Source organism: Parabacteroides sp. MSK.9.14 (genome assembly GCF_019041495.1).
Lineage (GTDB): Bacteria > Bacteroidota > Bacteroidia > Bacteroidales > Tannerellaceae > Parabacteroides > Parabacteroides merdae.
In genome coordinates, this window is record NZ_JAHPXO010000030.1 from 13,787 (window position 1) to 39,000 (window position 25,214).

At 42.6% G+C, this 25,214-nt stretch carries 20 protein-coding genes; 3 read left to right on the forward strand and 17 right to left on the reverse strand.

Features of this window, described 5'->3' with window-relative positions; translation table 11 throughout:
* Positions 1-165 precede the first annotated feature (165 nt).
* Positions 166-3,012, forward strand: coding sequence for a bifunctional fucokinase/fucose-1-phosphate guanylyltransferase (locus KTG12_RS15280; protein ID WP_138272962.1), 2,847 nt, complete (start codon positions 166-168; stop codon positions 3,010-3,012).
* Between the two features lie 41 nt (positions 3,013-3,053).
* Here KTG12_RS15280 and KTG12_RS15285 read toward each other — a convergent pair whose 3' ends face one another.
* The 16 genes from KTG12_RS15285 to KTG12_RS15360 form a co-directional block, all read right to left on the reverse strand.
* Positions 3,054-4,148 (reverse strand): Wzz/FepE/Etk N-terminal domain-containing protein, encoded by a 1,095-nt coding sequence (locus tag KTG12_RS15285; protein WP_005641042.1) that lies wholly within the window; start codon positions 4,146-4,148, stop codon positions 3,054-3,056.
* Between the two features lie 4 nt (positions 4,149-4,152).
* A complete protein-coding gene (locus tag KTG12_RS15290; RefSeq protein ID WP_155143896.1) occupies positions 4,153-6,597 on the reverse strand; it encodes an SLBB domain-containing protein in 2,445 nt (814 codons plus the stop codon).
* A complete protein-coding gene (gene wecB / locus KTG12_RS15295) occupies positions 6,594-7,592 on the reverse strand; it encodes a non-hydrolyzing UDP-N-acetylglucosamine 2-epimerase (protein WP_155143898.1) in 999 nt (332 codons plus the stop codon). Before wecB ends, KTG12_RS15290 begins: the two co-directional genes overlap by 4 nt.
* An 11-nt stretch (positions 7,593-7,603) precedes the next feature.
* Entirely contained in the window at positions 7,604-8,311 is a 708-nt protein-coding gene (locus KTG12_RS15300; RefSeq protein WP_149936181.1) for a WecB/TagA/CpsF family glycosyltransferase, read from the reverse strand.
* On the reverse strand, positions 8,308-8,736 hold the full coding sequence (locus tag KTG12_RS15305) for a DapH/DapD/GlmU-related protein (protein ID WP_005647839.1): 429 nt from the start codon (positions 8,734-8,736) through the stop codon (positions 8,308-8,310). Before KTG12_RS15305 ends, KTG12_RS15300 begins: the two co-directional genes overlap by 4 nt.
* 2 nt (positions 8,737-8,738) lie before the next feature.
* Complete coding sequence (locus tag KTG12_RS15310) at positions 8,739-9,638, reverse strand: ATP-grasp fold amidoligase family protein (RefSeq protein ID WP_022322296.1); 900 nt, start codon at positions 9,636-9,638, stop codon at positions 8,739-8,741.
* Positions 9,639-9,697: 59 nt separating this feature from the next.
* Positions 9,698-10,747, reverse strand: coding sequence for a glycosyltransferase family 4 protein (locus KTG12_RS15315; protein ID WP_022322295.1), 1,050 nt, complete (start codon positions 10,745-10,747; stop codon positions 9,698-9,700).
* Complete coding sequence (locus KTG12_RS15320; RefSeq protein ID WP_022322294.1) at positions 10,734-12,023, reverse strand: O-antigen ligase family protein; 1,290 nt, start codon at positions 12,021-12,023, stop codon at positions 10,734-10,736. The genes KTG12_RS15315 and KTG12_RS15320 overlap by 14 nt, the downstream gene beginning before the upstream one ends.
* Positions 12,001-12,975 (reverse strand): glycosyltransferase family 1 protein, encoded by a 975-nt coding sequence (locus KTG12_RS15325; protein WP_022322293.1) that lies wholly within the window; start codon positions 12,973-12,975, stop codon positions 12,001-12,003. The genes KTG12_RS15320 and KTG12_RS15325 overlap by 23 nt, the downstream gene beginning before the upstream one ends.
* 2 nt (positions 12,976-12,977) lie before the next feature.
* Positions 12,978-14,396: a lipopolysaccharide biosynthesis protein gene (locus tag KTG12_RS15330; RefSeq protein WP_227225841.1), complete on the reverse strand. Its 1,419-nt coding sequence runs from the start codon at positions 14,394-14,396 to the stop codon at positions 12,978-12,980.
* A gap of 121 nt (positions 14,397-14,517) precedes the next feature.
* Positions 14,518-15,726 (reverse strand): UDP-N-acetyl-D-mannosamine dehydrogenase, encoded by a 1,209-nt coding sequence (wecC, locus tag KTG12_RS15335; protein ID WP_022322291.1) that lies wholly within the window; start codon positions 15,724-15,726, stop codon positions 14,518-14,520.
* Between the two features lie 14 nt (positions 15,727-15,740).
* On the reverse strand, positions 15,741-16,877 hold the full coding sequence (locus KTG12_RS15340) for an MraY family glycosyltransferase (protein WP_046451882.1): 1,137 nt from the start codon (positions 16,875-16,877) through the stop codon (positions 15,741-15,743).
* 660 nt (positions 16,878-17,537) lie between these two features.
* Positions 17,538-18,701 carry an acyltransferase gene (locus KTG12_RS15345; protein WP_022322289.1) on the reverse strand — a complete coding sequence of 388 codons (1,164 nt, stop codon included), beginning with the start codon at positions 18,699-18,701 and terminating at the stop codon, positions 17,538-17,540.
* 81 nt (positions 18,702-18,782) lie between these two features.
* Positions 18,783-19,346 (reverse strand): Crp/Fnr family transcriptional regulator, encoded by a 564-nt coding sequence (locus tag KTG12_RS15350; protein WP_022322288.1) that lies wholly within the window; start codon positions 19,344-19,346, stop codon positions 18,783-18,785.
* A gap of 125 nt (positions 19,347-19,471) precedes the next feature.
* Positions 19,472-20,569 (reverse strand): phosphotransferase enzyme family protein, encoded by a 1,098-nt coding sequence (locus KTG12_RS15355; RefSeq protein WP_022322287.1) that lies wholly within the window; start codon positions 20,567-20,569, stop codon positions 19,472-19,474.
* Positions 20,570-20,787: 218 nt separating this feature from the next.
* Entirely contained in the window at positions 20,788-21,042 is a 255-nt protein-coding gene (locus KTG12_RS15360; RefSeq protein WP_005641016.1) for a type B 50S ribosomal protein L31, read from the reverse strand.
* A 230-nt stretch (positions 21,043-21,272) separates the two neighbouring features.
* Here KTG12_RS15360 and KTG12_RS15365 point away from each other — a divergent pair, with 230 nt between their 5' ends.
* Together KTG12_RS15365 and KTG12_RS15370 are read left to right on the forward strand one after the other, a co-directional pair.
* Positions 21,273-22,271 carry a class II fructose-bisphosphate aldolase gene (locus KTG12_RS15365; RefSeq protein WP_005641014.1) on the forward strand — a complete coding sequence of 333 codons (999 nt, stop codon included), beginning with the start codon at positions 21,273-21,275 and terminating at the stop codon, positions 22,269-22,271.
* A 96-nt stretch (positions 22,272-22,367) separates the two neighbouring features.
* A complete protein-coding gene (locus tag KTG12_RS15370; protein WP_022322286.1) occupies positions 22,368-22,988 on the forward strand; it encodes a DUF4923 family protein in 621 nt (206 codons plus the stop codon).
* A 63-nt stretch (positions 22,989-23,051) separates the two neighbouring features.
* Here the strand turns inward: KTG12_RS15370 and KTG12_RS15375 are convergent, their stop codons facing one another.
* Positions 23,052-25,178: an HRDC domain-containing protein gene (locus tag KTG12_RS15375; RefSeq protein WP_022322285.1), complete on the reverse strand. Its 2,127-nt coding sequence runs from the start codon at positions 25,176-25,178 to the stop codon at positions 23,052-23,054.
* Between the last annotated feature and the right edge of the window lie 36 nt (positions 25,179-25,214).

Consider the following 25,214-nt stretch of genomic DNA (forward strand, 5'->3'; position numbering starts at 1 on the left):
AGTATTTACCAACTTTTTTTATTGTCGTGTGATTATAAGAGTGCATTCCCTCTACAAAGGTGGATATAATAATTTAAACGAAACAGCCTCTGAAAGTAAAAATTAAATTAAATTTTACGCAGTGAAAGGGGAAAGGAGTACATTTGCCGGAAAGAATAGTAGGATATGAAGAAATTATTGTCGCTGCCGCCTAACTTGGTTGGCAGTTTTCACGAGATAGCTAATGCCGATCCGGCAGACTGGTTTTGTACGTCCGATCCTATAGGTGCCCGTCTGGGATCGGGTGGAGGAACAACTTGGTTACTTGAGGCTTGCCGCCGGGATGACGATACTGCTGGAACGTTGTCGACAGGAGAATGGCTGGCGCGTGAAAAGCGGATTTTATTGCATGCCGGAGGGCAGAGCCGGCGTTTGCCCGGGTATGCACCTTCGGGCAAGATATTGACACCGATTCCGGTGTTCCGGTGGGCGAGGGGACAGAAATTATCTCAGAATCTCCTTTCGCTTCAACTTCCGTTGTATGAGGAGATCATGCGCAAGGCGCCGGATTCGCTGCATACGCTGATTGCCAGTGGCGATGTTTATCTGCGTAACAGCGAGCCGTTGCAAGAGATTCCTGAGGCTGATGTTGTCTGTTATGGTTTGTGGGTGGATCCTGCACTCGCCACTCGCCACGGGGTCTTCGTGTCGGACCGCAAATCTCCTGACCAGCTCGATTTCATGCTTCAAAAGCCCACTCTCGATGAGTTGGGACGGCTGGCGGGGACGCATCTCTTCCTGATGGATATAGGTGTCTGGCTGCTCAGTGACCGGGCGGTGGAACTCCTGATGAAGCATTCCTACGAATCGGATGGAAAACAGATGAAGGAATATGATCTGTATTCTGAGTTTGGTCTTGCTCTTGGGAGGCATCCACGTATAACTGACGAAGAACTGAATGCGTTGACTGTCGCTATCTTACCTTTGCCGGGTGGTGAGTTTTATCATTATGGTACAAGCCGGGAGTTGATTTCCTCGACGCTGTCGGTGCAGAATCTTGTGCGCGATCAGCGGGCGATCATGCAGCGTAAGGTGAAACCACATCCTGCCATGTTTGTTCAGAATGCCGAAGTTTTTTGTTCGCTGACCTCTGATAATTCAGAACTGTGGGTCGAAAACAGTTTTGTCGGGAAACGATGGACGCTTGCCGATCGGCATGTGATTACGGGTGTTCCGGTGAACGATTGGGAGTTACACGTTCCTTCCGGTGTGTGCATTGATGTCGTGCCTGTCGGTGATGAAGGATGGGTGGCACGCCCGTATGGTTTCAATGATACTTTCAAAGGAAATACGGCGAATGAATCTACTCTCTTTATGGGGCGTTCCATAGTGGAATGGTCTGCGGAGCGGGGTATCAATTTGCCGGCCTGTGCCGACATACAGAATGCGGCCTTATTCCCTGTCTGCCGGAGTATGGACGAGTTGGGGGCTGTGTTACGTTGGATGGTATCTGAACCTTATCTGGATGAAGGACGCAAGGTGTGGGAAGTAGCTGAAAAGATGTCTGCAAACAGGCTTTCTGATTGTGCAAATCTCCGCCGCCTGTTTGCCCAGCGCGAAGCGTTCAGGAAGAAAAACTGGTCGATGCTTGCTGCCAATCATGACAAAAGTATTTTCTATCAGTTGGATCTGGCGGATGCTGCCTCCGAATTTGTTGCCGGAGGAATTATGTTGCCTAAGGGTTTACCAGCGGATGCTCCGCTGATGAAACGTGTGCATGACCATATGTTTCGTGCTCGTGTGCTGCAACTTTCAGGAGATGAACGGGGCATGGTGGAACAGCAGCAGGCATTCTCGCTGTTGCGTGAAGGTTGGATCAGTACGATTGCTGATGAGAAACAGATGCCTCGTCTTAATGTCTATCGCGATCAGATTGTTTGGGGGCGCAGTCCCGTGCGTATCGATTTGGCAGGAGGATGGACGGATACACCTCCCTACTGCATGTATGCCGGTGGTAATGTCGTAAATGTGGCGATCGAGTTGAACGGTCAACCTCCTTTGCAGGTCTATGTGAAACCGGCTCGCGAGTCTCGTATCATTCTTCGTTCCATCGATATCGGGGCGATGGAGTGCATTTCGACTTGGGACGAACTGCGTGATTTCAACAAGGTCGGCTCTCCTTTCTCCATCCCGAAAGCGGCGTTGGCTTTGGCCGGGTTTATACCCGAATTCTCAGCAGGCTGCTATGTTTCGTTGGAAGAGCAACTGAAAGCATTCGGATGCGGGTTGGAAGTGACGTTGTTGGCTGCGATTCCTGCCGGTTCTGGCCTGGGAACCAGTTCGATTCTTGCGGCTACGGTATTGGGTGCATTGTCGGATTTTTGTGGCTTGGCGTGGGATAAGAACGAGATTGGTAACCGGACGCTGATCCTTGAGCAGTTGCTCACGACCGGAGGAGGCTGGCAAGATCAGTATGGAGGGGTGTTACATGGATTGAAACTGTTGCAGACGGGTGAGGGTTTCCACCAGAATCCGTCGGTGCGCTGGCTTCCGGAATATCTTTTTACCGAACCGGAGTATCGTGTCTGCCACCTGCTTTACTACACGGGAATTACCCGTACGGCGAAGGATATCCTTGCTGAAATCGTACGTGGAATGTTCTTGAACAGTGGTTCCCATCTTCGTCTGCTTTCTGAAATGAAAGTGCATGCATTGGATATGTACGAGGCAATCCTTAGGGGTGATTTCGCTTCATACGGGCGATTGGTCGGTAAGAGTTGGGAACAAAATAAGGCACTTGATGCCGGGACAAATCCGCCTGCTGTGGAACGGCTCATTTCTCGCATCAAGGATTATGCATTAGGCTATAAACTTCCTGGTGCTGGCGGAGGTGGCTATCTTTATATCGTAGCCAAAGACCCGGAAGCCTCTTTGCAGATCCGCCGCCTTCTCACGGCAGATCCGCAGAATGACAATGCCCGTTTTGTCGAAATGAGCTTGTCGGATAAGGGATTGCAGGTGAGTAGATCGTAATCCGAAAATCGCAATCCGGATTCTGGATTGCGATTTTCGGATTACGTTTCAGATCTCGGCGACGGAGGGATTGCATATTCCTTGATGATCAGATATCCGCATCCCCCGATGAAAGCGAGGAAGATGAATGCTACCAAAATCAGTAATTTCTTGGGAGAGGAAGCTTTGAGAGGAACAGTTGCCGGTTCGATAATGGTGTAGACCGGTGTCTGTTCCTGTACTCGGAGTTTATCCTGTTCGAGCTTTTGCGCTAACGTGTTATATACATTGAACGTAAGAGTCATTTCGTTGCGTAAACGCTCTTGCTCGGTGCGGTAACTGGCGGAGATAATGTTCTTGTTACCGTCTTCAAAAGCTGCATAAGCCTGCTGTGCTTTGTAATAGGCACTGCGGGATTCTTTTAGCACTTTTTCTGTAAATTCCAGATCTTTCTTTGCTTTCTGCGTCCGGTAATGTGTGATATAGGTCTGTAACTTTATCACGATACTGTGCGCCACGTCTGCTGAGATCAGCGGGTCTTGCATGCTGACACCGAGAGTAACGACTTGTGTTTTTTTATCGACATAGACGGTGATGCGCTGGCGTAGGTTTTTCAGTACATCCTCTTGCTTGTGGGTGAGTTGGAAGGGATTGAGATCTCCATCGTTCTCTTCGTTACCGGAGAAGAACGAACGGAGGGCTGCTATTCCTTTTAGGGGCGCTTTCATAAGGATGCTCCACCAAGCGAAGCGCTGATGGCCGGCTATGTAATCATATAGAGTAGTCGTGTACTTTTTCTCCTTGTCGGTTACCTTTTCGGGAAAGAGCTCCAACAGAAAAGGTGTACTGTGCACAATATCAGGATAGAGGTTGGGTGACAAAGCATCCTGGCCGGAGGCTGAACCGAGGTCTATTCCTGCCATGGCTGCCAGTCCGCCGAGGTTGCTCATCTTGCTTGTGGCATCGGTGGTTTCGGGAGCCAGTTTCACCGTTGTGGTGAATTCTTTGGGTATGCTGAAAGCAATGATGAGTCCCGCCACTGTTGCAATTCCGCAGCATTTTATGAAGAAACGTCGTTTTTTCCACAGGTAGCCGGAGAGGGCGATCAAATCGATCTCCGATTGTGGAGACGATGGGGTATGATTGTTCTTGTCCATTTATTTACTTTAAAAGATTGATCATTGATGTTATCATTGCTGCCATTGAGGTGACGGAACTGCCGACACTCATGATTTCTGCCAGGCTTGCTCGGCGGTCGCGTTGTGTCTTGGCGGGGACTACGATTTCGCAGCCAGGCTCGACTTTGGGGTAACGTTTGAAGAAAATCATTTTACGTTGTGTGGTCGCCACTTTTCCGTTCATGTAGATAACGATGGGATATTTGCGGGCAATGTCGTTGTAGCCGCCAGCCTGTGAGAGACAGTCACGGACGTCCATTCCTTTTGTATAGGTCACACTGTTAGGATAGGTAACGGAACCGCTCACCTTCACCGTACTTTGCTGTTGGGGGATGTAAAGCACATCTCCGTCGCGTAACACTAGGTCGTCGGCACTTCCCGGATGGGCGAGCGCTTTTTGTAGGTCGATGCCTACGGGATACTCCTTCAGGTTGGCAAGCGAAACAGAGATCGAGTCACGGCTTTGCTTGCTATTGTTACTTAATTGCAAGAGAGTTTCGATTTGGCGCAACTCATCTGTCGTCAGTTTACGTTTTAGACTGGCTCCCCGCACATAGGCGTCTGGAGTGATGCCGCTCGATTGTGCAATCAGTTCGCTTAAACGCGTATTCTTTTTCTTTAAAGTATAGTTGCCGGCAAAAGTAATCTCGCCTCCGACTTTCACTACTTGTTGCTTTTGGTAACCAGGTGAGAAACGGACGAATACTTCGTCGAATGGTTCGAGGGTGAAAAGCGTATCGCCGGAGGTTACTGCCAGTCCTTCGTCGAGGGTGAAGTTAAATGTCTCGGCTGTCTGGTTACTGCTCCGGGTGGCGGACGGATCTTTGAGCCGTCGTGCCACTTCTACGTTGATGATTGAGGCTGCTTCGCGCAGGCCGCCGGCGAAGACGATAACATCCTCTACTGTCAGATTCTTGCGGAAGGGCAATACGGTATCGGGAGCGTTGACTGCTCCGCTCACTTTGACGGTATAAGGTTCATGGAGGTCAAACAGGGAAGGGATATATAGTTGGTCCTCCTTCTGTAGTTCGATGTCAGGAACCTTCTCGTTCAAAATGTCTACAATATTGATGGCGATAACCGAACTGGTGAAGTCTGGGTTGAGCCTTGTGATCTGTGCGCGTCCTACAAATTCGTCTCCTTTAAGTCCCGAAGCCTGTTCTATCAATTGTTTGACAGTATGTACGTCCGGACTCAACTCATATTCGCCAGGACGCCAGACTGCACCGGAAATGATGATTCGGTTATCGTAGTAGGGGATGACTGAATCCACCATCAGCGAATCGCCGTCTTGCAGCACAAATGTTTGGAATTGTTCTTCGTTAACTGTGGCAATCTTGTAGCGGTCGCCGGCTTTGCGTTTCACTCGTATACTGCCAGTGTAGGCATCCCCTGTAAAACCACCTGCCATGTCGAGCAGGTCGTCAAGTGTCTCTCCTCGTCGAAGTTCGTATGTACGGTCTCTTTTCACTTTACCACCGGCGGTGACAAGCTGTTCGTAGGGACCGATAATGATCATGTCGTTGTCTTCCAGACGTATATTCGTTTCATATTTACCATTCAGCAGATAGTCGTATACATCGAGGCTGGCGATCTCTTTGCTGTTCCGGTATACTTTTATGTTTCTCAGTGATCCGATATCGTTTACTCCTCCTGCTGCATAAAGGGCGTTGAAAAGCGTGGCGAGAGATGAGAGTGTATAGGTCCCGGGTGCGACGGCTTCGCCGACAATATTGACTTTAATGCTGCGAATTTGCCCCAGTCCGACAGAAACGAATGTGTTAGGTTGACTGCCGTCAAGCGTTGCCATGATTTTACCCAATTCCTGCCGGATGCGATTCTCTGCCGCTTCGATAGTCAGTCCGCTTAGGGATACGGGACCGACATTGGGGATCAAGATCGTTCCGTCGGGAGAAATACTGAGTTTCAAGTTCAGTTCCGAATCTCCCCATACATTGATCAGCAACTCGTCTCCTGCTGATAGAACATAATTTTTAGGCGTCGGCATATTCAGATCCGGTTCGAATGTCAAATTCTTATCGGAAAAGATCTCACGCCCAAAAACAATATTTTCCAAAGGCTGCTTCGGTTTATGTTCGTCGCGTTGCTCCGTCAGTGGGAGTAGTGCTTGCTGAGTAGGATGGGAACGGTCGGATACGGTATTTTCTGTAGCAGGCTTAATGATTTGGTTGATACCGGTTTGTTCTGTCCTGTGTTTGGCTATTTCTCTTTGTATTTGTTCCTCTGTCATCCCGGCAGCACGGGCTTTATCAATTAATTCCTGTGGGATTTGTGCCTGTATGGCAATTGATATTAGCAGGAGCAGGAATCCAATGATACATTGTGGCAGATACCGTTGTCTTGTCCTTTGACGACCTAACGGCTTTCGATGGCATAATACAGCTTGTTTTTTGTCAAGATTTTTCATATTACTTTTTCTATTGTTTGAACGATTCGTTGGCTTGCAGTTCCGTCTCCATAGGGGTTTACTGCTTGGCTCATACGGTTATAATAGGTATTGTCATCCAGTAAGTGGGACACTTCAGTTACAATCCGGGCGTAATCTGTTCCTACTAACTTCACTGTCCCTGCGTCAAGTGCTTCCGGCCGTTCTGTTGTGTCACGCATGACAAGCACCGGTTTTCCCAAACCCGGAGCCTCTTCTTGTATGCCTCCGCTATCGGTTAGGACAAGTGTCGACTTCTCCATTAGATAGACGAAAGGAAGATACTCCAAAGGCTCTATAAAGAACAGGTTAGGGAGATAAGCATTTCCGAATATTTCGTGAATGGGCTTCCTTACATTTGGGTTCAAGTACATAGGGTAGACAAAGTCTACCTCCGCATACTGCTCTGCCAGAGTCTTTATTGCCCGGCATATTTGGATAAATCCATCGCCGAAGTTTTCCCGGCGATGACCTGTTATTAAAACCAGTTTGCGGCTGTTTTGTTCGGCAAGTGGAGTTGTTTCATAACCTGCAGACATCAGTTCGGTGTCAAGTTGCTTAAGTAGGGTATTCATTTCTTCCGGCCAAGGACTGTAGATGTTGTGCGTGCGTAACCCTGCTTCTACATGACCGACCGGTATTTGTTGGTAGAAGGCCGCGAGTGCTGAAGCTGTCGAAGTTGTGGTATCTCCATGGACCAGGACGATATCTGGTTTCGCTTCCTGCAGAACTCCTCTCATTCCTGTCAGTACCCGGGCTGTTATATCGTATAGGTCCTGTCCTTGCCTCATTATGTTGAGATCGTAATCGGGTCGGATATTAAAAAGCTTTAGGACTTGGTCCAGCATTTTCCTGTGTTGTCCGGTAACACAGACGATGGTTTCAAATTTATTTTTTTTCTGTTGGAAAGCTTTTACTAATGGTGCCATTTTAATTGCTTCAGGACGGGTTCCGAAGACGAGCATTATTTTCTTCATGTTGTTTCTGTTTAGATTTTTCCAGTCTTGACCAGTATCAAGAATTTAATTAAATGTATTTGTCGTTTGATGCGTGAAGGTTGTTTCAATAGGCGGTATGCAAATTCGAGATTGTGCTTTATCCACCATTCGGGTGCTCGTTTCACGTTCCCTGTATAGACGTCGAAACTTCCTCCTAACCCTTGGTAAATTGCGGGATGTGCCTGATACATTTTTTCCATCAATAACTCTTGTTTGGGTGATCCCATTGCAACGAATATGACATCCGGCTGTTTTGTCTTGATGTCTTCGATCAGTTCTTCCTGTTCTGTCTCTGTTTGTATGTATCCGTTACGGTACCCCGTTATCTGTATTCCGGGAAAGTCTTCTTTCAATCGGGAGATGGTCTTCTCTATTACGGGCTGTTTACTCCCGACCAAGTAGAAGGTTTTTTCTTTTTGATACAGAGCTGCTATAATCTTCAACCACAGTTCGCATCCCGCGATCTTGACGGCATCCACGGCTCCGTGCTGCCGCACTGCCATAACTGCTCCTATGCCATCGCAATATCCAATATTCCTGTTCACAATATCTTGTATTTGCTCGTTCGCATGCAGTATCTTCTCCGCATTTATCGCTACTAATATCCCTTTATGTTCCTCCACATATTCCAGCAAACTGGAATCTGAGGGAAAGGGGTGGACTTTTATTCCGTTTAGTTGTATTCTGTTGTCGTTCATGATTGTTGCATTAATTGTCCGAATTTTTTGGTCTGAATACCTTCTTTGATTATTCTGGCAGGATTACCGGCTACGATGCAGTTGGCAGGTATATCTTTTGTAACGACAGATCCGCTTCCGACAATTACGTTATCGTTAACTTTTACTCCACACATGATGATCGCATTTACGCCAATAAAGCAACGTTTACCAATGTAGGTGTCGGCTTTAGCAGGTTTGGAAAAGTCATGAGCTAAAATAACAGCTCCAGATGCAATGAAGCTTTCTTCTCCAATGTGTACTCCTTTGGGATTACTTTTATCGAGTTTGGCACCAAATGAGAGTTTTGCGCTTTTATCAATATTCATTTGATAGATTCGTGTATAAATAAAATGCATCCCGAAGATGATACAGTCTCTGATTATTTCTCTGATTTTTACTATCATAGTTATTGTTTTAAGCTGGAGATGTCAATCCATTTACTCATTTGATCTGTCAGTTCTGGGGTAATATTACTGATGACGTCTGGAGTAAAAGTCATTTCTCCAAAGATAGGGGATCCGTTGATAAGATATAAATCTACTCTAACGAAAGGAAAGGGTTCAGATAAACGTGAAGCAATTGATATCATTTCTTCTAATGCGCCTGGACGAGGAATTATATCTGATATCGGACAGCGAGAATTTACAAATTCAGGATAGGCATTCCAATCCATGTCATAAACCATAACCGAATAATTATGTGTGTTTTCTTCCCTGTCTGAATAAATAACGACATATTTAGGAACTCCATTAAAGCAAAAAAATTTGTAATCGATGAGTGATTGTTCGCTTTTTTTTGTCTGCTCCATAAATTTTTCTGCAATAATAAGAGGTTCTATCTGTGTATAATGCAATTGTCCGGTTAATTCTCCATATGGAAATTTTAACCATTTATTTAATTTATGATTTGTCTCTTTTATATTTAGGATATTTTTATCCTTTACTATAATATTTGTTGCACAGCTATTTGTCGTTTTTAATACAAAGGATTTAGGCAATAGGCTATAGTCGATTTCTATAGCTGAATTGTATATACCATAAATTTTGTTTACATATTGTTCTCCGCATCTATCAATCACATATTCTCTTACTCTGTATTTGTCGGCTAATTTACTCCACATAGAAGTGTCAGAATAAAGTGATAGCCATAGAATTTTTTCCATAAATGACTGTGGCTTCTTTAGATTGGGGAACTTTTTATAATCTTTACAATATCTGATCTTCCAAATTATATTGGGAAATTTCTTTAATAAAGGGGAGAATGGAGTTGCAATTTTTATAAGAACTGACTTGATAAAAATATTCATATGAATTTTTATTGATTAATATATGTTGAATTATAGATTGAATTTAGAAAAATGTAGTTCTATTTTTCTAATGATTGATATAGATGATCCAATTGTTTTTCTATTGCTGGAGGATAGAATTTTTCTGCTTTCTTTCCAGATTGATGTCCCATTTCTGAAAGATATTCTGGATGATCGATTAAAAATAGGATTGCTTCGTAAAGTTGTTTCTTATTTCCAGGTTCAATAAGAATACCGTTAACATTGTTTTCAACAAGATCTGTAATACCTCCAACTGGTGTTGCAATTATGGGCAGTTGGTAGGACATGGCTTCAAGAATGGATATACCAAATGATTCAAAAATAGAAGGATGGACAAATATGTCAGCAGTTCGGAATAATTTTTCTTTTCTTTCATTGTCTACCCATCCATGGTATTTGATAAAAGAAGAAAGTTGATGTTGCTGTATGAATTCATTCATAGTTTTTGTATCTCCTGTACCTCCAATATGGTAGATAATTTTGTTTTGCAACATTTCTTTGTTTTTCGCAAAACATTCTAATACATCAAATATTCCTTTTCTACTATCTATAGCTCCAATGAAAAGAAGATGGAGCTTTTGGTCGTTCTTTTTAATGGGACCAACACTGGGCTTATAGGTGACATTGGGAAGGAGAAAAATATTATTATTGAGTTTTTGTTCTTTTAAATAATCGATAAAATAATTAGAAACAGTCACCAATACATCTGCTTTATGGCAGACAAATCGAACAAAAGATTGGTGATTCTCGTAGAATTGTTCAAATTTTGCTCCATGTATATGTAAAATGACTTTTTTTCTGAAAACTTTAGCACAAAATACATAAATCGATTGACGATAAAAATCAGTAAATGATGCTGTATGTATATGCACAATTCGGATTGGTTTGAATATACAATAATAGCAACATCGTAATAAGGCAGATATGCTTAATGCTGTTTTCTTAAACAGATTTCCTTCTTGATGTGAAGCAATGAAATTAAATTTCTTGAACATCTTTGAATAAGATTGTATGAGGATTGCAATCCCTCCTTTGCCGTTTGTGTCAGTTCCTATAGTTAGGATATTTTTACTTTTATTGGATATCATGATTAAAATAAAGATGATTACTAATTACCCAGTAAACTCCTAACAGTGGAGCTAATTGAGTTGAAAAAAAAGCATGTCCTGCTGTATAGGCGATTCCTAACCATAGTATACTTCCTATACTTGTTATAAATGATAAAGAATTCCGACTTCTTTTTATAAAAAAAGGTCGGATGAACTGGAATACTAAAAAAAGTTGTGCAAGGATGATAAGTCCTCCCAGAACAAATCCGAAGGATAATATGATATCGTAAAAATCAGATTCTATATTTTTTACTTTTTCTTCTGGGTCGTATATGCTTGCTACGGCAAATCGTCCTCCTGAAATACCCTTACCCAAAAGAACCTCTGTTAAGTTGAATTCAGAAATAACTTGTTTACCGGTATTGATCAATTGCTCTCTTGATGATACTAACGAATTAGCTGAAAAGCGTTCAAGTGTAAAATTATCATATTGAATAATAGTTTCATATGTTATGATAGCAGAATATACGATAGCGATTGACATACAAAATATTATAAGTATCCGGGTTTGCCATCGGAGCTGAATAAGGCTGTCTTTGAAAAAAAAGAAATAGCCTAAGAAAAGTCCCCAATCTGCCAGAATTCCAATAATACCGACACGAGAACCGATAAGAATTGTTCCGACTGATGCAATAAATGTCAGTAAAAAATAAAATACATTCCGTTTGTAAAAGGAATACCAAATACAAAGTAATACAGCTAGAACCATATATACTCCCAATGCATTGCCGTCTGCGTAATATCCAGAGTATCCGAATCCAAATTTATCACTGTATGAAAGAATCCCGGTCTGTGTAATCATAGAGAATATATTAATTGCACCTATAAGTGAAGTTGTATAAACAACAAGTCTGATTAATTTCTCAAGGCTGAATATTTTACGGTAATAATAAAAATAAAAAAGGATGCAGAAGGTGTAGATAAACTTGAATAGATAGTCTATGTCCATTGCTGCATCTATATATTTTCCTGTAAAAGACCAGATAGCAAATGCCATTGAAATTAGGATTGTAATAATCCAAAATAAGAGAGTTAATAATGTGCTTAAATTTTTTAGTAAAAACTTCATAGTTAGGCATAATATGAATCCTCTAAAAGCTATTCCGATTGGTAAATGCACTCCTTTAAATTCCTGGATGTATCCATTTGCTGAGTCAAAAAAAATAGAAATGAAAAATAATATAAAAGGAAGTACTTGTATATAGAAGTTGTCTATGCTTATGGAGATAGGCTTAGCTATTGTAAATGTTTTCATATTCTTCCGTTATGTGTTTAATTGTAAACCTCTTGGCATTTGCAATGCCTCGTAAAATTAATTTTTCCCTATATTTATCATCTGAGATAAGTTTTTGAAATCCTTTTCTAATGGAGCTTACATCATAAGGATTGATATAGTGGGCTGTATTTGCTGCTATTTCTGGGATAGAAGTTATTTTGCTGGTTAGTAAAACTCTTCCAGTAGCATTGGCCTCTATTATAGGCATTCCAAAACCTTCATATAAAGAAGGAAAACTGACGATGTCACATTCTTGGTATAATCTAATGATATTTTGAAAGGGAATATCCAAATAATTTTTATATTGGATATGATTCTTTTTTAATTGCTCTATATGTTCTTGTTTTAAAATCCCTACAATGATTAGTGTACAGGGTATATTGCGTAATGCTTTTATTGTGCGTAGCAGATTTTTGCGCATGCCTGTTCCAATATGGAGGATATGAGGATTTTCTTTTCGGAATTCTTTTGGGTGAAAATGAATAACTTCATTATAGGGATTATAGACAATGCTGATTTTATTTTTTACTCTTGGAGTTATCTGTTTGATTTCATTCGCTGTATATTGGGAAATACAGGTGATATGTTTGGCAAAATGATTAGGCAGAATGAGCCAGAACCATTTTCTAATAAATCGCTTTAGGAAAGATGATGATTGTAATAGAGTTCCTGTATCATGCCAAGTGAGAATTACATTACCTTTTAAAAATAGAGAGATATAAGCTATCTCAGGTGAAAAAATGTGATTGATATCTCCTTGGTGTTTTTGAGCGAACCTAATATTTCGAATGATTCCTTTCCAGGTATTTCCGTGTTCAGGCAAAGTAATAACTTTTAATCCTGATATTCGGGATACAAGCGAATATGCCAGTTCTTCTATACTGTTAAGTCCTGTCGACTTTTTACGTAAAAATAAGGCCTTTGAACACATTGTTATGATTTTGTAGTTTGAATGGTACGAATTGCTTTTTTGTAAATAAGAGAACGCTCAGCCGTCTTTAGTCCGACTGTCAATAGTACGATGGTGGTTGAACTTACAGTAATAATACATATAAGTATAAATCCGGTGAATGTGTCAGGAATATATTGGGACAGCCCTGTCGGAATAATAGCTGCAAGTATGAAGACTAAGAGACTTCGACCAATCACTTCTATGATGAAGTTGGAAATATGCATAGGTATTAATGCATTAAGTATCCATATTCGTGCTATTAAAGCAATGAGTTCTGTCAGGATAGATATATACATGACTGTATAAGGTGGATATCCGGATTTTAATACAATATAGGATATTGGTATATCCAGCAATGTAATCACTAAAATTATGGTTTGAAATAGTTTTATTTTTCCTTTTGCTTGTATAGCAGTGGCTACAGGTCCAGTTATACTGTTTATTAAAGTTACAATCAATACCAATCGTAAAAACATGACAGTATATTCTGGTACAATACCTAGCCAAAGATTTAATATATAAGGAGTTTTGATAAGTACAGGTAATGTTAAATACAGTAAGAGGAAAAATGAATAACGGGAACTATTATGTACTAATACCATCATTGAATTTGTATCTCCCATTGCATATCGTTTAGTTATTTGCGGTTTCATTGCAATTTGGAAGTTTGATACAAAATTATAAATTCCGGCATTTACTTGATAGGCTACACCACGTGCTGCGTTTACTGCAGGTCCGAAAAATAGATTGATTAGTATATTTATTCCTTGCATTTTGAGTGAATATCCGATGTTACCTAAAAAGCTCCATCCGGCAAAGCTTAACATTTTATGTAGTAATTGTTTATCTATGTCATTTCGAAACTTACATTCTTTAAAATACTTTTTGCAATATAAAGTATACATGATGCTTATCAATAAAGTGACGAAAGACATTAAGATTGCATATAAAATTAGTTTATCTGACGCTGAGCCCTTCAACAAAAAAACAATCGCTAATTGTAATATAACTTCAAGTATACTTACATAGGCATATACTTTCATATGTTCATGGGCTACTATACTGGCATTATAGGGAACGCTGAATATTTTAATAATGAATGTCAGGATTGAGAATTGGAACACCCAATTTGCAGCAATTATTCTTGAAGTTGGTATATTCATTTTATGATTGAGAAACCATAGACCTACTGTTTCTGCTAATATAAGTAGGAAAAAAATAATAATCAGGTGAATGATAAGAGATGTGGAAAAAACTTTTTGCAGTTGTTGTCCATCATTTTTCCCTAATTCGTAGGTGAGAAACCGTTGAGAAACATCAATCATTCCCACATTTAGAAACTGGAACATTAATACAATGCCACCTACTACGTTGTATATGCCATAATCATCAATTCCCAAAACATTTAAAACGACTCTGGATGTGTAAAGTGATGCTAATAGGATGACTAGTGTCCTGAAATATAAGAATAATGTATTTTGAGCTATCCGTTTGTTCGTATTGTGAGACATACTTTTTATTCTATAATTTCTTAAACACCCCGCAAAAATCCAATATCACTTTTTCTTCGTTGTGAGGTAATGTTTTGAATTCTTTGTGGGAGACGAGGAAGGCGACGATGTCGGCGCGGGTGTAGGCGGATTTGTAGTCGGTCAGTTTGAAGACTGGATGTTCGTGAACGTTGGGTTCGACGATTAGGATGTCGGTATCGGCTGAACGTTGGAGAACTTTCGAGGTGATGTATTTGGCTGGTGATTCGCGCAAGTCGTCGATATCAGGCTTAAAAGAAAGGCCCATCAGAGCTACTACTGGTTTACGATGATGCTCAAGGAAGAAGCGGAGGATGGCGTTTTCGATTTTTTCGGCGCACCAGAATGCTTTGTAATTATTGATTTCGCGTGCTTTCGAGATAAGTTGCGACTCGTAGGGAAATTCGGATGTCAGGAAATAAGGATCTACGGCGATGCAATGTCCTCCCACGCCCGAACCTGGTTGCAGAATGTTGACACGCGGATGTTTGTTGGCGAGTTCGATCAGTTCCCAAACGTTGATACCTGCCTTGTCGCAGATCAGCGACAGTTCGTTGGCAAAAGCTATTTGGACGTCACGTGACGAATTTTCCGTCAGTTTGCACATCTCCGCTGTCCGAGCGTTTGTCCGGTGGAGTGTCCCTCTGACGAAGTGGCGATAGAATTGTATCGCCTTTTCAGTTGATTCGGAGTTGATTCCTCCGATGACCCGGTCGTTCTGCATCAGTTCGTAGATGACATTGCCTGGTAAAACGCGCTCCGGACAATAAGCGATATATATTTTTCCTTCCAGTTCCGGACGCAAAGCGTAGAGCAGATTTGCCATCTTTTCGGTGGTCCCGACAGGTGAAGTCGATTCAATGACGAAAAGGTCCCCTTTCTTAAGAAAAGGTGCGACCATACGTGTAGCGGCTTCGACATATGAAATGTCCGGTTCATGATTTCCTTTGAACGGAGTTGGTACGACGATCAGGTATACATCGCTTTCTTCCGGAACATCCGATGCTTTCAGCTTACCGAATTCCATGACTTTCGAACACAACTCCTGTAATCCAGGTTCCACAATATGGATAATACCTCGGTTTGTCATTTCCACTACTTTCGGATTTACGTCGACCCCGATAACTTGAATGCCGCTTCCGGCTGCGATAATAGCTGTAGGCAGGCCGATATAGCCCAATCCCATAAAACATGCTTTCATTATTTGTATTTTTTCTAAATTCGTTTAACCCACTCTTTTCCGTTTAAAAATTCTTTTTTGTTTCCGGCCTTTTCAAACCAAATGCTTAATATCACCCAGATCACGATGTCGCCGGCAAATACGATATTGATATTCACGAACGACACGAGTAAGATATTGAGGCTACTGAATAGACTGGCGATTACGACGATACTGATCATCGCCTTGTGTGCGCTCATCCCCATATCGAGGAACTTATGGTGGATGTGATTACGGTCCGGTTTGAATAGTGACCGATGGCTGCGTGCCCGTACGATCATTACGCGCACAACATCGAACATCGGTACGATCAGTGTCGAGAAGGCGATCACGATGGCACCGGCGGAATAGTGTGCAACATCCGGATTGTAAGATGCATAGCGGATGGCGAGGAATACCAGAATATAGCCCAATGTCAAGCTCCCCGTGTCACCCATGAATATTTTCCTCCCGTGATCAGCTTGTCCGAAGACGTTGTAATAGAAGAAAGGCACCAGCACTCCAAGAGTCGCGAACGACAGCAGGGCGTATATCCACATTCCGTTAATCAAGAATAGACTGCCAAGCACGAGTAATGCCGAGCCAGTCAGCCCTGAAGCCAATCCGTCGATTCCGTCGATCAGGTTGATGGCATTGGTGATAAATACAATTACGAGGATAGTAAGCGGAATACCGATCCATGATGCCAGTTCGTGTATTCCGAATAACCCGTAGAGATTGTTGATCCATAGTCCCGACAATGGCAGGAGCAAGGCTGCCACAAGCTGTACCATGAACTTCTTTGTATAACGCATTCCCACTAGATCGTCTTTCAGCCCGGCGAGGTAGAGCAAGATTACCCCGCAGACCAACAGGTAGAATTCTGAAAGAGTATGTGTGAGTAACCATAGCGGTATTTGCTGTCCGTGCATGTATTCCGCGCAATAGAGTGCGGAAACAAATGAGAGGGAGAACAGGATTGATGGGGCGAAAGACAATCCTCCCAGCCTTGGGATAGCTTCTTTATGTACCTTCCGACTGTCCGGAATGTCGAAAAGCCGCTTTTTCAGCGCGACGACCAAAATCCTCGGAATAATGATCATCGACATCAGGGCAGAGATCGTGAAGGCCAATAGAATCAATAGGTATATCATATAACAAATTTCGGTTTATATGTGACAAAGTTCGTCAGTCACATTAGATATGTTCTGGCGATTGTCCACTATTCTTATAGTTTGAGAAGTAACAAGAGGCAGGAATAAAACGTTTTGTCTTTTGATTGTAATTGTGGTATTTTAGAAACCGTTTCCTAAAAATAATGGAGAAAATACGGAGGGATGGGATTTGTATAATACGGAAAAGAACAAGAGGTATGGGTTATGATTCAACCTATGCCCGCAAGTCATTTCCTAAGCAGAATGCATTATATATGTTAATAAGGAAAAGAATATTTAGCGAGTGCTAAAATGCTGTTTTCGGCAGTGGTGAAAGAACATTATATGGCCTTCTATCGCCTCAGTGTGTGAAGGTGTCGGTATTCAATGAAGCATTCTTTCGCATGAACCATCTGTCTGGCAGTTATCCGACTTCTTTTTCATGCCAATCCATTTTTAATTTCATGCCAGTCTATTCGCAAATGCATGCCAGTGCATATAAAACTCCATGCATGTTACTTAATGGATGGAGTTTATCGGCTTGCATTTGTCCTGTAATTATAACCGGAGACATCGGTTTGACGTTTTGGAAGATGTGTCAAATTGACATTACCGGACGCGGATGACGCAGAATACCGATATTTGACACCCTCAGGGAATTTATTTTTTTCTCAAGAACTTTTTGCCTAACCACTTTCTTACCGGTTCGTCGTAAAGTTTTAGGCAGAGGTAAGCCAAGGCGATACTGCCGGCGTAGACCATTATTGCCATAGGCCAGATTTCTGCGAAGGTATAGAGTTCGTTGTCGATTAGCCAAGCATAGAATAGGTACATGATCGGGTAGTGGACGGCGTAGAGTGGATAGGATATATCACCTAAGAATTTACATATTTGCGTCGAACGTTTGTCCGTAGTTTTGCCGGAAGCTCCAAGCCAGACAAGGATGGGGAAAATGAGGATGATACAAGCTGCCTCGAATAGTCCGTTGAGGCTGATAGGAGCAGTGTCTACTTTTATGTAAGGCACACAGAAGAGGATCAGTAGAACGATCGAGCAAATCCAGAAAGCACCTTTCATTTGGAACGGTTTAAACTTGCGGGATAATAACATTCCTAACGAGAAAGGAAAGAGCATACGTAGAGAACCTCCGAGGAAATTCACGCCGTCAAGCGTCCAGCCTACACCGATCATGTCATATCCCGAAACATCGAATAGAGTGAATCCGGCAAGCCCTGTCCCCAAAAGAACGACGAGTACGGTCAAGGCTTTAGTGGAAAGGCGGTGAATGAAAACCGCGTAAAGGATGTTGCCGATATATTCGAAAAAGAGCGACCAGCTTGGACCGTTGAGCGGGAACATTTCGCCATTGCCGCGTACTTCATATCTCGCACCGGGTAGGGCGGGAATGAAAAACATCGCACAGAGCGTGGATAGCATCACTGCTGAGATTGCCACATGTTTACCGTCCCATTGGACACTGCCTTGTATGAGGAAAGCGATCGCTCCCAATATCACTCCCATGATAATCATCGGATGGAGACGGATTAGGCGACGTTTGAAAAAGTTACCGGTAGTCATGGTCTTTCCCAAACGGTCGTCATAGGCGTAACCGATCACAAAACCTGAAAGGATGAAGAAAAAATCGACGGCCAGGTAGCCGTGATTGATCGTTGTGATAGGTGTTCCTCCGGCAGCAAACGAAAGACCTTCGAAAATGTGATAAAAGACAACTAGTAAGGCTGCTACCCCTCGCAGTCCGTCAAGAAGTTCGTAATGGGGTTTGGTATCCGCAAATGCGGCTGAAGAGATTGTTGTATCTGACATTGATATTGAATTAGATATTTGTAATATGTGGCAAAAGTATTCGTTTTTGGGGATAAAAAATTTGTCCTATGTCAAATTCGATTATCCGTTTGCCCGGAGCCTGCTGAGTGTAGAAAGTCTGATACCCAGGTAGGAAGCTATATATCCTAAGTTCACTCGCCGATATGCGTCCGGAAATTGTTCCTTGAACGCTTCGTATCGTTCCCTTGCCGACAAGGTCAAATGGTCTTTGTGGCTGCGATGCAAACGCCTGTATTCGTTTTGATGAATGATTCTTCCCCAGTTGCACAGTTCGATGTTAGTTTCAAAAAGATGTGTCAGAGTAGCCCGCGATATCCGGTAGGCTTCCACCTCTTCCAGCGTTTCAACGTATTCTTCACTTATCTTTCCGTAATACAGTTCATCCATACTGAACACAATGCTTCCTTCTCCGGCAAACGATGTCGTAACCTCCTCTCCGTCTACTAGCCAGAAGGAACGTGTTATTCCCTTCTCGATGAAAAAGGCGGATTTGCAATATGTGTCTGCTTTTATCAGCTGATACTTTTTAGGGAAGCGGCAGCAAGTTACGTTCTCTTTCAATACTTGAACGGTATCGTCGGAGATAGGAAACAAAGAGTTTATTTTATTTAATATATTTGTCATGATGTTACTTTGGCATTGTCTGTCAATCACAAAGATACGCAAAACTGGTAAAAGACAGTTGGCAACCGCGCAGTAATTATTTTACTACCTGGTTGCCAACCGCCAATAGAGTTATTACACTGTTCTTACAGCCATTCGCTCATGAATGCATCCATCTCGTCTGCATGTGCTTCGAGGCTTTGGAGCAATTTGAACTGAGCCTTCGTGCGGATCAGGTTGTGCTTCGGACTGTGTATCTTGTAGTATGTGTCACCGTTGATGTAATCGGTTAGGAAACGGACTGTCTGCATGTAAGTCAGTAAGCGGCCGCCGTACGGGAGCAGTTTGATTTCCATCGGAGTCAGGAATGATTTGGCTTTCTCCATATAGCCGCGTGTGTAAGCTTTAAAGATATCTATGTTGACATTGACATTGTCCAGGTTTGCGTCATCTTCGGCACCAGTATTGGCTCCTGTGCGAATGAAGTCGCCGATATCAGAAAGGACGAAGCCCGGCATGACCGTGTCGAGGTCGATCACGCACAAGACCTTGTCGGTTTCGGTATCGAACATCATATTGTTGACCTTTGTGTCGCAATGGTTCGTGCGTTTTTTTAGTTTGCCTTCGCGATAAAGACGTTCTTGGATACACATAGCTTCGGCGCGTTTTTCAATTTCCTCGATCAAGTCTTTCACTTCGTCCAGACGGCCGGCTGCATTATTCTTTACTGCATCGTGGAACTGCTCCAGACGAAATTCCATATTATGGAAGTTCGGGATGGTTTCACCCAGTGTGCCTTCCGGAATGTCGGCCAGCATGGATTGGAAGTCGCCGAAAGCCTTGCCTGCTTCGTAAGACAGTTCCGGGGTGACCTCTTCGTAGCTTTTGCTGTTTGGGATGAACAGGCAAACACGCCAATAGTTGTCTCCGTCGAAATAATACAGTTTGTTATCTTTTGTCGGAAGGAAAGTCAAGACTTTGCGGTCAATATCATTTTCACCTTTTTCTTCCAGTTTCTTACGGATATGCGAAGTAACAATCTGGATATTGTTCTGCAACATATCCACATTTGTGAAGATCAGGTGGTTGATGCGTTGCAGCACGTATTTGATTTCGCCTTTTTCGTTTGTTACTTTCAGCGTATCGTTAATGTGTCCGTTTCCGAATGGTTCGGCGGAAACTACCTTTTCTGTGAGCTGGAACTGATCCAGGATGTTTAGTAATTGTTCTTTCGTTTTTGCCATGGCATTATTTAATTGATATAATTGATAATTGACAATTGACAATGAAATAAGGGTATAGATTCACTCCAATTATCAGTTACGCACAAAAATAAGAATATCTTTTGTAAATAAAAAAGGAAGTTGCTTTCTTTAATGGGAGTCTCCTGATAAAAAAGAAAGACCGTCCTTATCAGAACAGCCTTTCTCTATTTGTTATCTAAACCAATTATCAATTGGTTTTATTTCTTGTTACGGTTACCATAGCGGCTCATGAACTTATCAACACGTCCGGCAGTATCGACCAATTTGGCCTTACCTGTATAGAACGGGTGAGAAGAGCTTGAGATTTCGATCTTTACCAACGGATAAGTAACACCGTCAATCTCAATTGTTTCTTTTGCATTGATAGTTGAACGAGTGATAAATACGTCCTCGTTTGACATGTCCTTGAATACTACAGGACGATAGTTGTCAGGATGAATTCCTTTTTTCATTGCTTTGTTATCTTATTTTTTTAATTTATATTCTCTTATACTTGAGTTTGGTAACCGGTATTTTGGGTTGCAAAGGTATGGATTAGAGTTGAACAAACAAAGAATTTTGGATTATTTTTTCAATCAGACCTACTTTTGTGTTATTTTATATGCTTAAAAGCATAATGTTCTCGGATAGTTATTATCTTTGTGGAAGATTTTTAATCATTAACGTAATAACATATACAACAATGGTAAATTACAAAGATTTAGGTTTGGTGAACACAAGAGAAATGTTCGCAAAAGCCATCAAAGGCGGATACGCAATTCCGGCTTTCAACTTTAACAACATGGAACAGATGCAGGCCATTATCAAGGCTGCTGTTGAAACAAAGTCTCCGGTAATCCTGCAGGTTTCTAAGGGTGCTCGCCAATATGCAAATGCAACTCTGTTGCGCTACATGGCTCAGGGAGCTGTTGAATATGCTAAGGAATTAGGCTGTCCGAATCCTCAGATCGTTCTGCACTTGGATCACGGTGATACGTTCGAAACTTGCAAAAGCTGTATCGATTCAGGATTCTCTTCTGTTATGATCGATGGTTCTCATCTTCCTTATGAAGAAAACGTTGCCCTGACTAAGAAAGTTGTTGATTATGCTCATCAGTTCGATGTAACTGTAGAAGGTGAATTAGGGGTATTGGCAGGTGTTGAAGATGAAGTTTCTTCTGACCACCACACTTATACCGATCCTGAAGAAGTTATCGATTTCGCTCACCGTACAGGTTGTGATTCTTTGGCTATCTCTATCGGTACTTCTCATGGTGCATACAAGTTTACTCCGGAACAGTGCCATATTGATCCTAAGACTGGCAAGATGGTGCCTCCTCCATTGGCTTTCAATGTATTGGATGCTGTAATGGAAAAACTCCCAGGATTCCCTATCGTTCTTCACGGATCTTCATCTGTTCCTGAAGAAGAAGTTGAAACTATCAACAAATACGGTGGTGCATTGAAAGCTGCTATTGGTATTCCGGAAGAAGAATTGCGTAAAGCAGCCAAGTCGGCTGTTTGCAAGATCAACATCGATTCGGATTCTCGTCTGGCTATGACTGCTGCCGTACGTAAGGTATTCGCAGAAAAACCGGCCGAATTCGACCCACGTAAATATCTGGGCCCGGCTCGTGATAATATGGAAAAGCTATATAAGCACAAAATTATCAACGTACTCGGTTCTAACGATAAACTCTAATCTTTTTTTACAGAACGATATATGAAGGGGTGCTTGTCGGTACCCCTTTTTATTTGTGTTTTTGTAACGTATAAACATGAGTAAGAATAGATAAAAATGAAAAAAAATTGGATTTTGGGGATGGCCGTTTGTGGTATATTGTCTGTATCGGATTCGGCGTATGGACAATCAATTAAAGACATTTTGAATTCTGCTGCCGTAAAAGACGCCGTGACTACTGTGACCGGAGGAAAAAAGCTGACAGTGGAAAAATTAGCCGGTACGTGGACGTATGTGAATCCTGCCATCCAGTTGGAAGGCGATAATGCTTTGAAGAATGTGGCGGCAAGTGTGGCCTCTTCGGAGATGGAAAAGAAGCTGAAGGATTATTGTGCGAAAATCGGAATCATCGAAGGGGCATTCAATTATACGTTTAATACCGACAGCACATTCACCAGTGTCCTGAAAGGCTGTACTTTGAAGGGTACTTATTCTTTTAATGCGGACGATAAGACGATGGAACTGCACTATGGCAAGATCGGGAAATCGAAGTTGACGACGATGACGGCTTATGTCGTTGTCACCAATGACCAACTTTCTTTGCTCTTCAATGCCGATAAATTACTGGATTTCCTGACAAAACTGTCTGCTGTCTCTAAAAATACGACCTTACAAGCACTCAATAAGTTGGCGAGCCAGTATGATGGGATGATGATGGGGTTCGAGTTGAAAAAATAAATAATGTGCCAATATGCCAATGGGAAAATGCTCATATCATTAGTATATTGGTGCATTGGCACGTTATAGCCCTTGCCTGTAGTCGTCTACGATTTCCAGTAGCTTTGCGCCATAGTTTTCGACGATCTTTTTCCCGATACCGGGGATTTTGAGGAGATCACGTCCGCTGGCGGGTAAGGTGTTGGCTACCCCGATCAGGGCCTTTTGTTGCAGGATGGTATAAGTTGGAAGTCCTTTTTCGGTTGCTACCTCATAGCGCCAGCGTTTCAGGTTGGCATATAGTTCTGGATGTTTGATGTCTGTCGATATTTCCAGTTTAGCCGGCTCTGATGATTTTTCGGAACGTTTGCGTGTGATCGGAACAGACGGTTGTTCGATGCTTGCTTTGGCCTTAGCCGACAGATAGCCGGAAATTGTGAATCCATCTTGACAACCTTGCAAGGTTGACAGTTTGATACGAAGGTCTTCGTTCCACTTGTCTAACGCATTCTTGATTGTTTTGCGTGTTTCTTTATTGTCTATTTCCACATTCGATGCTTCCTGCAATGGGGTGCAAAGGCGATCTATTTGCTCCAGAAAGTAAGCCACGCCTTTCCGGACACGCTCTTGGATCGTTTCGTCTTTCAGATAATCGGTATTGCCTGTTATCAGCCGTTTCAATTGCTGGATGAATCGTTCTCCGACATCTGTGACCGTGGAACGGAATGCGTCGCGTGTGTTGGAATACTGCACGCTCAGTTCCGGATATAATTTTTGCAGATTCCCGTACACGACAAAGGCGGCATATTGTATGCGCTGCTGAAGATTGTTGAAGTCAAACAGTTCACATATCAGTTCCGTGAAATAAAGTTGCTGTGCGGCCTGCATTTGCTCTTCACGCGGCTGGCGACTGTCGACCGATGAAGTGAATTCCTGTATCCGGTAATCATTGATCATGGCGTTGCGGGTGATCTGACTGCTCAACACAAGACCTTCCAACGTTTTGCAACGGCTGAGTGCGACATATACCTGTCCGTGCGAAAAAGCGGCAGAAGCATCAATGATGGCATGCTCGAAAGTCAATCCCTGGCTCTTGTGTATGGTGATCGCCCAAGCTGTTTTTAACGGATATTGACTGAAGGTGCCGGTAATGGTTTCGGTGATTTCCTTTGTTTCGGGATCAATCGTGTATTTCACATTGTTCCAGATTTCCTTTTCGACGACGATCTCGTTTCCTTCTCGGTCGACTACGGTTATCTTGTTGGGGTTGATAAATACGATCTTTCCGATCTTCCCGTTATAATATCGTTTTTCGGAAGACGAATCGTTTTTGACGAACATGACTTGCGCGCCGCATTTCAAGATTAACTTGTCGTCGGTCGGATAAGAATATTCGGGAAAGTCGTTATTGATCTCAGCTGAAAAAGTGTAAGGCTGTCCGGGAAGTTCCGCCAGTTTTCGGTTGTTGATCTGCTGTGCCTGGTAGTTATGTGTCGTGAGTGTGATATAACCCGATTGTTCGTCCGGTCTGAAGTTGGGGATGTACCGCTGGTTCAGACGTTGCAAGGTCTTGTCGTCGAAGCGGTTCTCACGGATATTATTCAACAGGTTGATGAAATTTGTGTCGCTTTGGCGGTAGACATGTGTCAGCTCAATACAGAAATAATTGCTTTCCAACAGTGCCTTGCTGTCGAAAAAGAAGGTGGACGGATAGTGCTCTTTCAGCAGATTCCATTCATCATCTTTGGCGACAGGAGCTAATTGTTGTAAGTCTCCTATGAGCAATAACTGGACACCTCCGAAAGGTTTACTGTGATCTTTATAACGACGCAGGACGTCGCTGATAGCGTCCAGCAAGTCTGCGCGCACCATGCTGACCTCATCGATCACCAGCAAGTCCATACTGCGAATAATATTGATTTTGTCCTTGCGGAATTGGTTCTTGAAATCTGTTTTGCCTCCCCGGTATTCCGGTGAAGACGGAATGTAAGGCCCGAACGGCAATTGGAAAAAGGAGTGGATAGTGACGCCTCCAGCATTGATAGCAGCTACTCCTGTCGGTGCAACAACGATCATTCGTTTAGGTGAAACCTCTTTAAGCCTTTTTAAAAAGGTAGTTTTGCCCGTTCCGGCTTTTCCTGTCAGAAAGAGGTTGGTTCCGGTGTTCTGCAGCAAGTTGAAGGCGAGGTCAAACTGTTGGTTTGTTTGCATGGCGATTTGTGATATTGTTAATAGTCACAAATATAT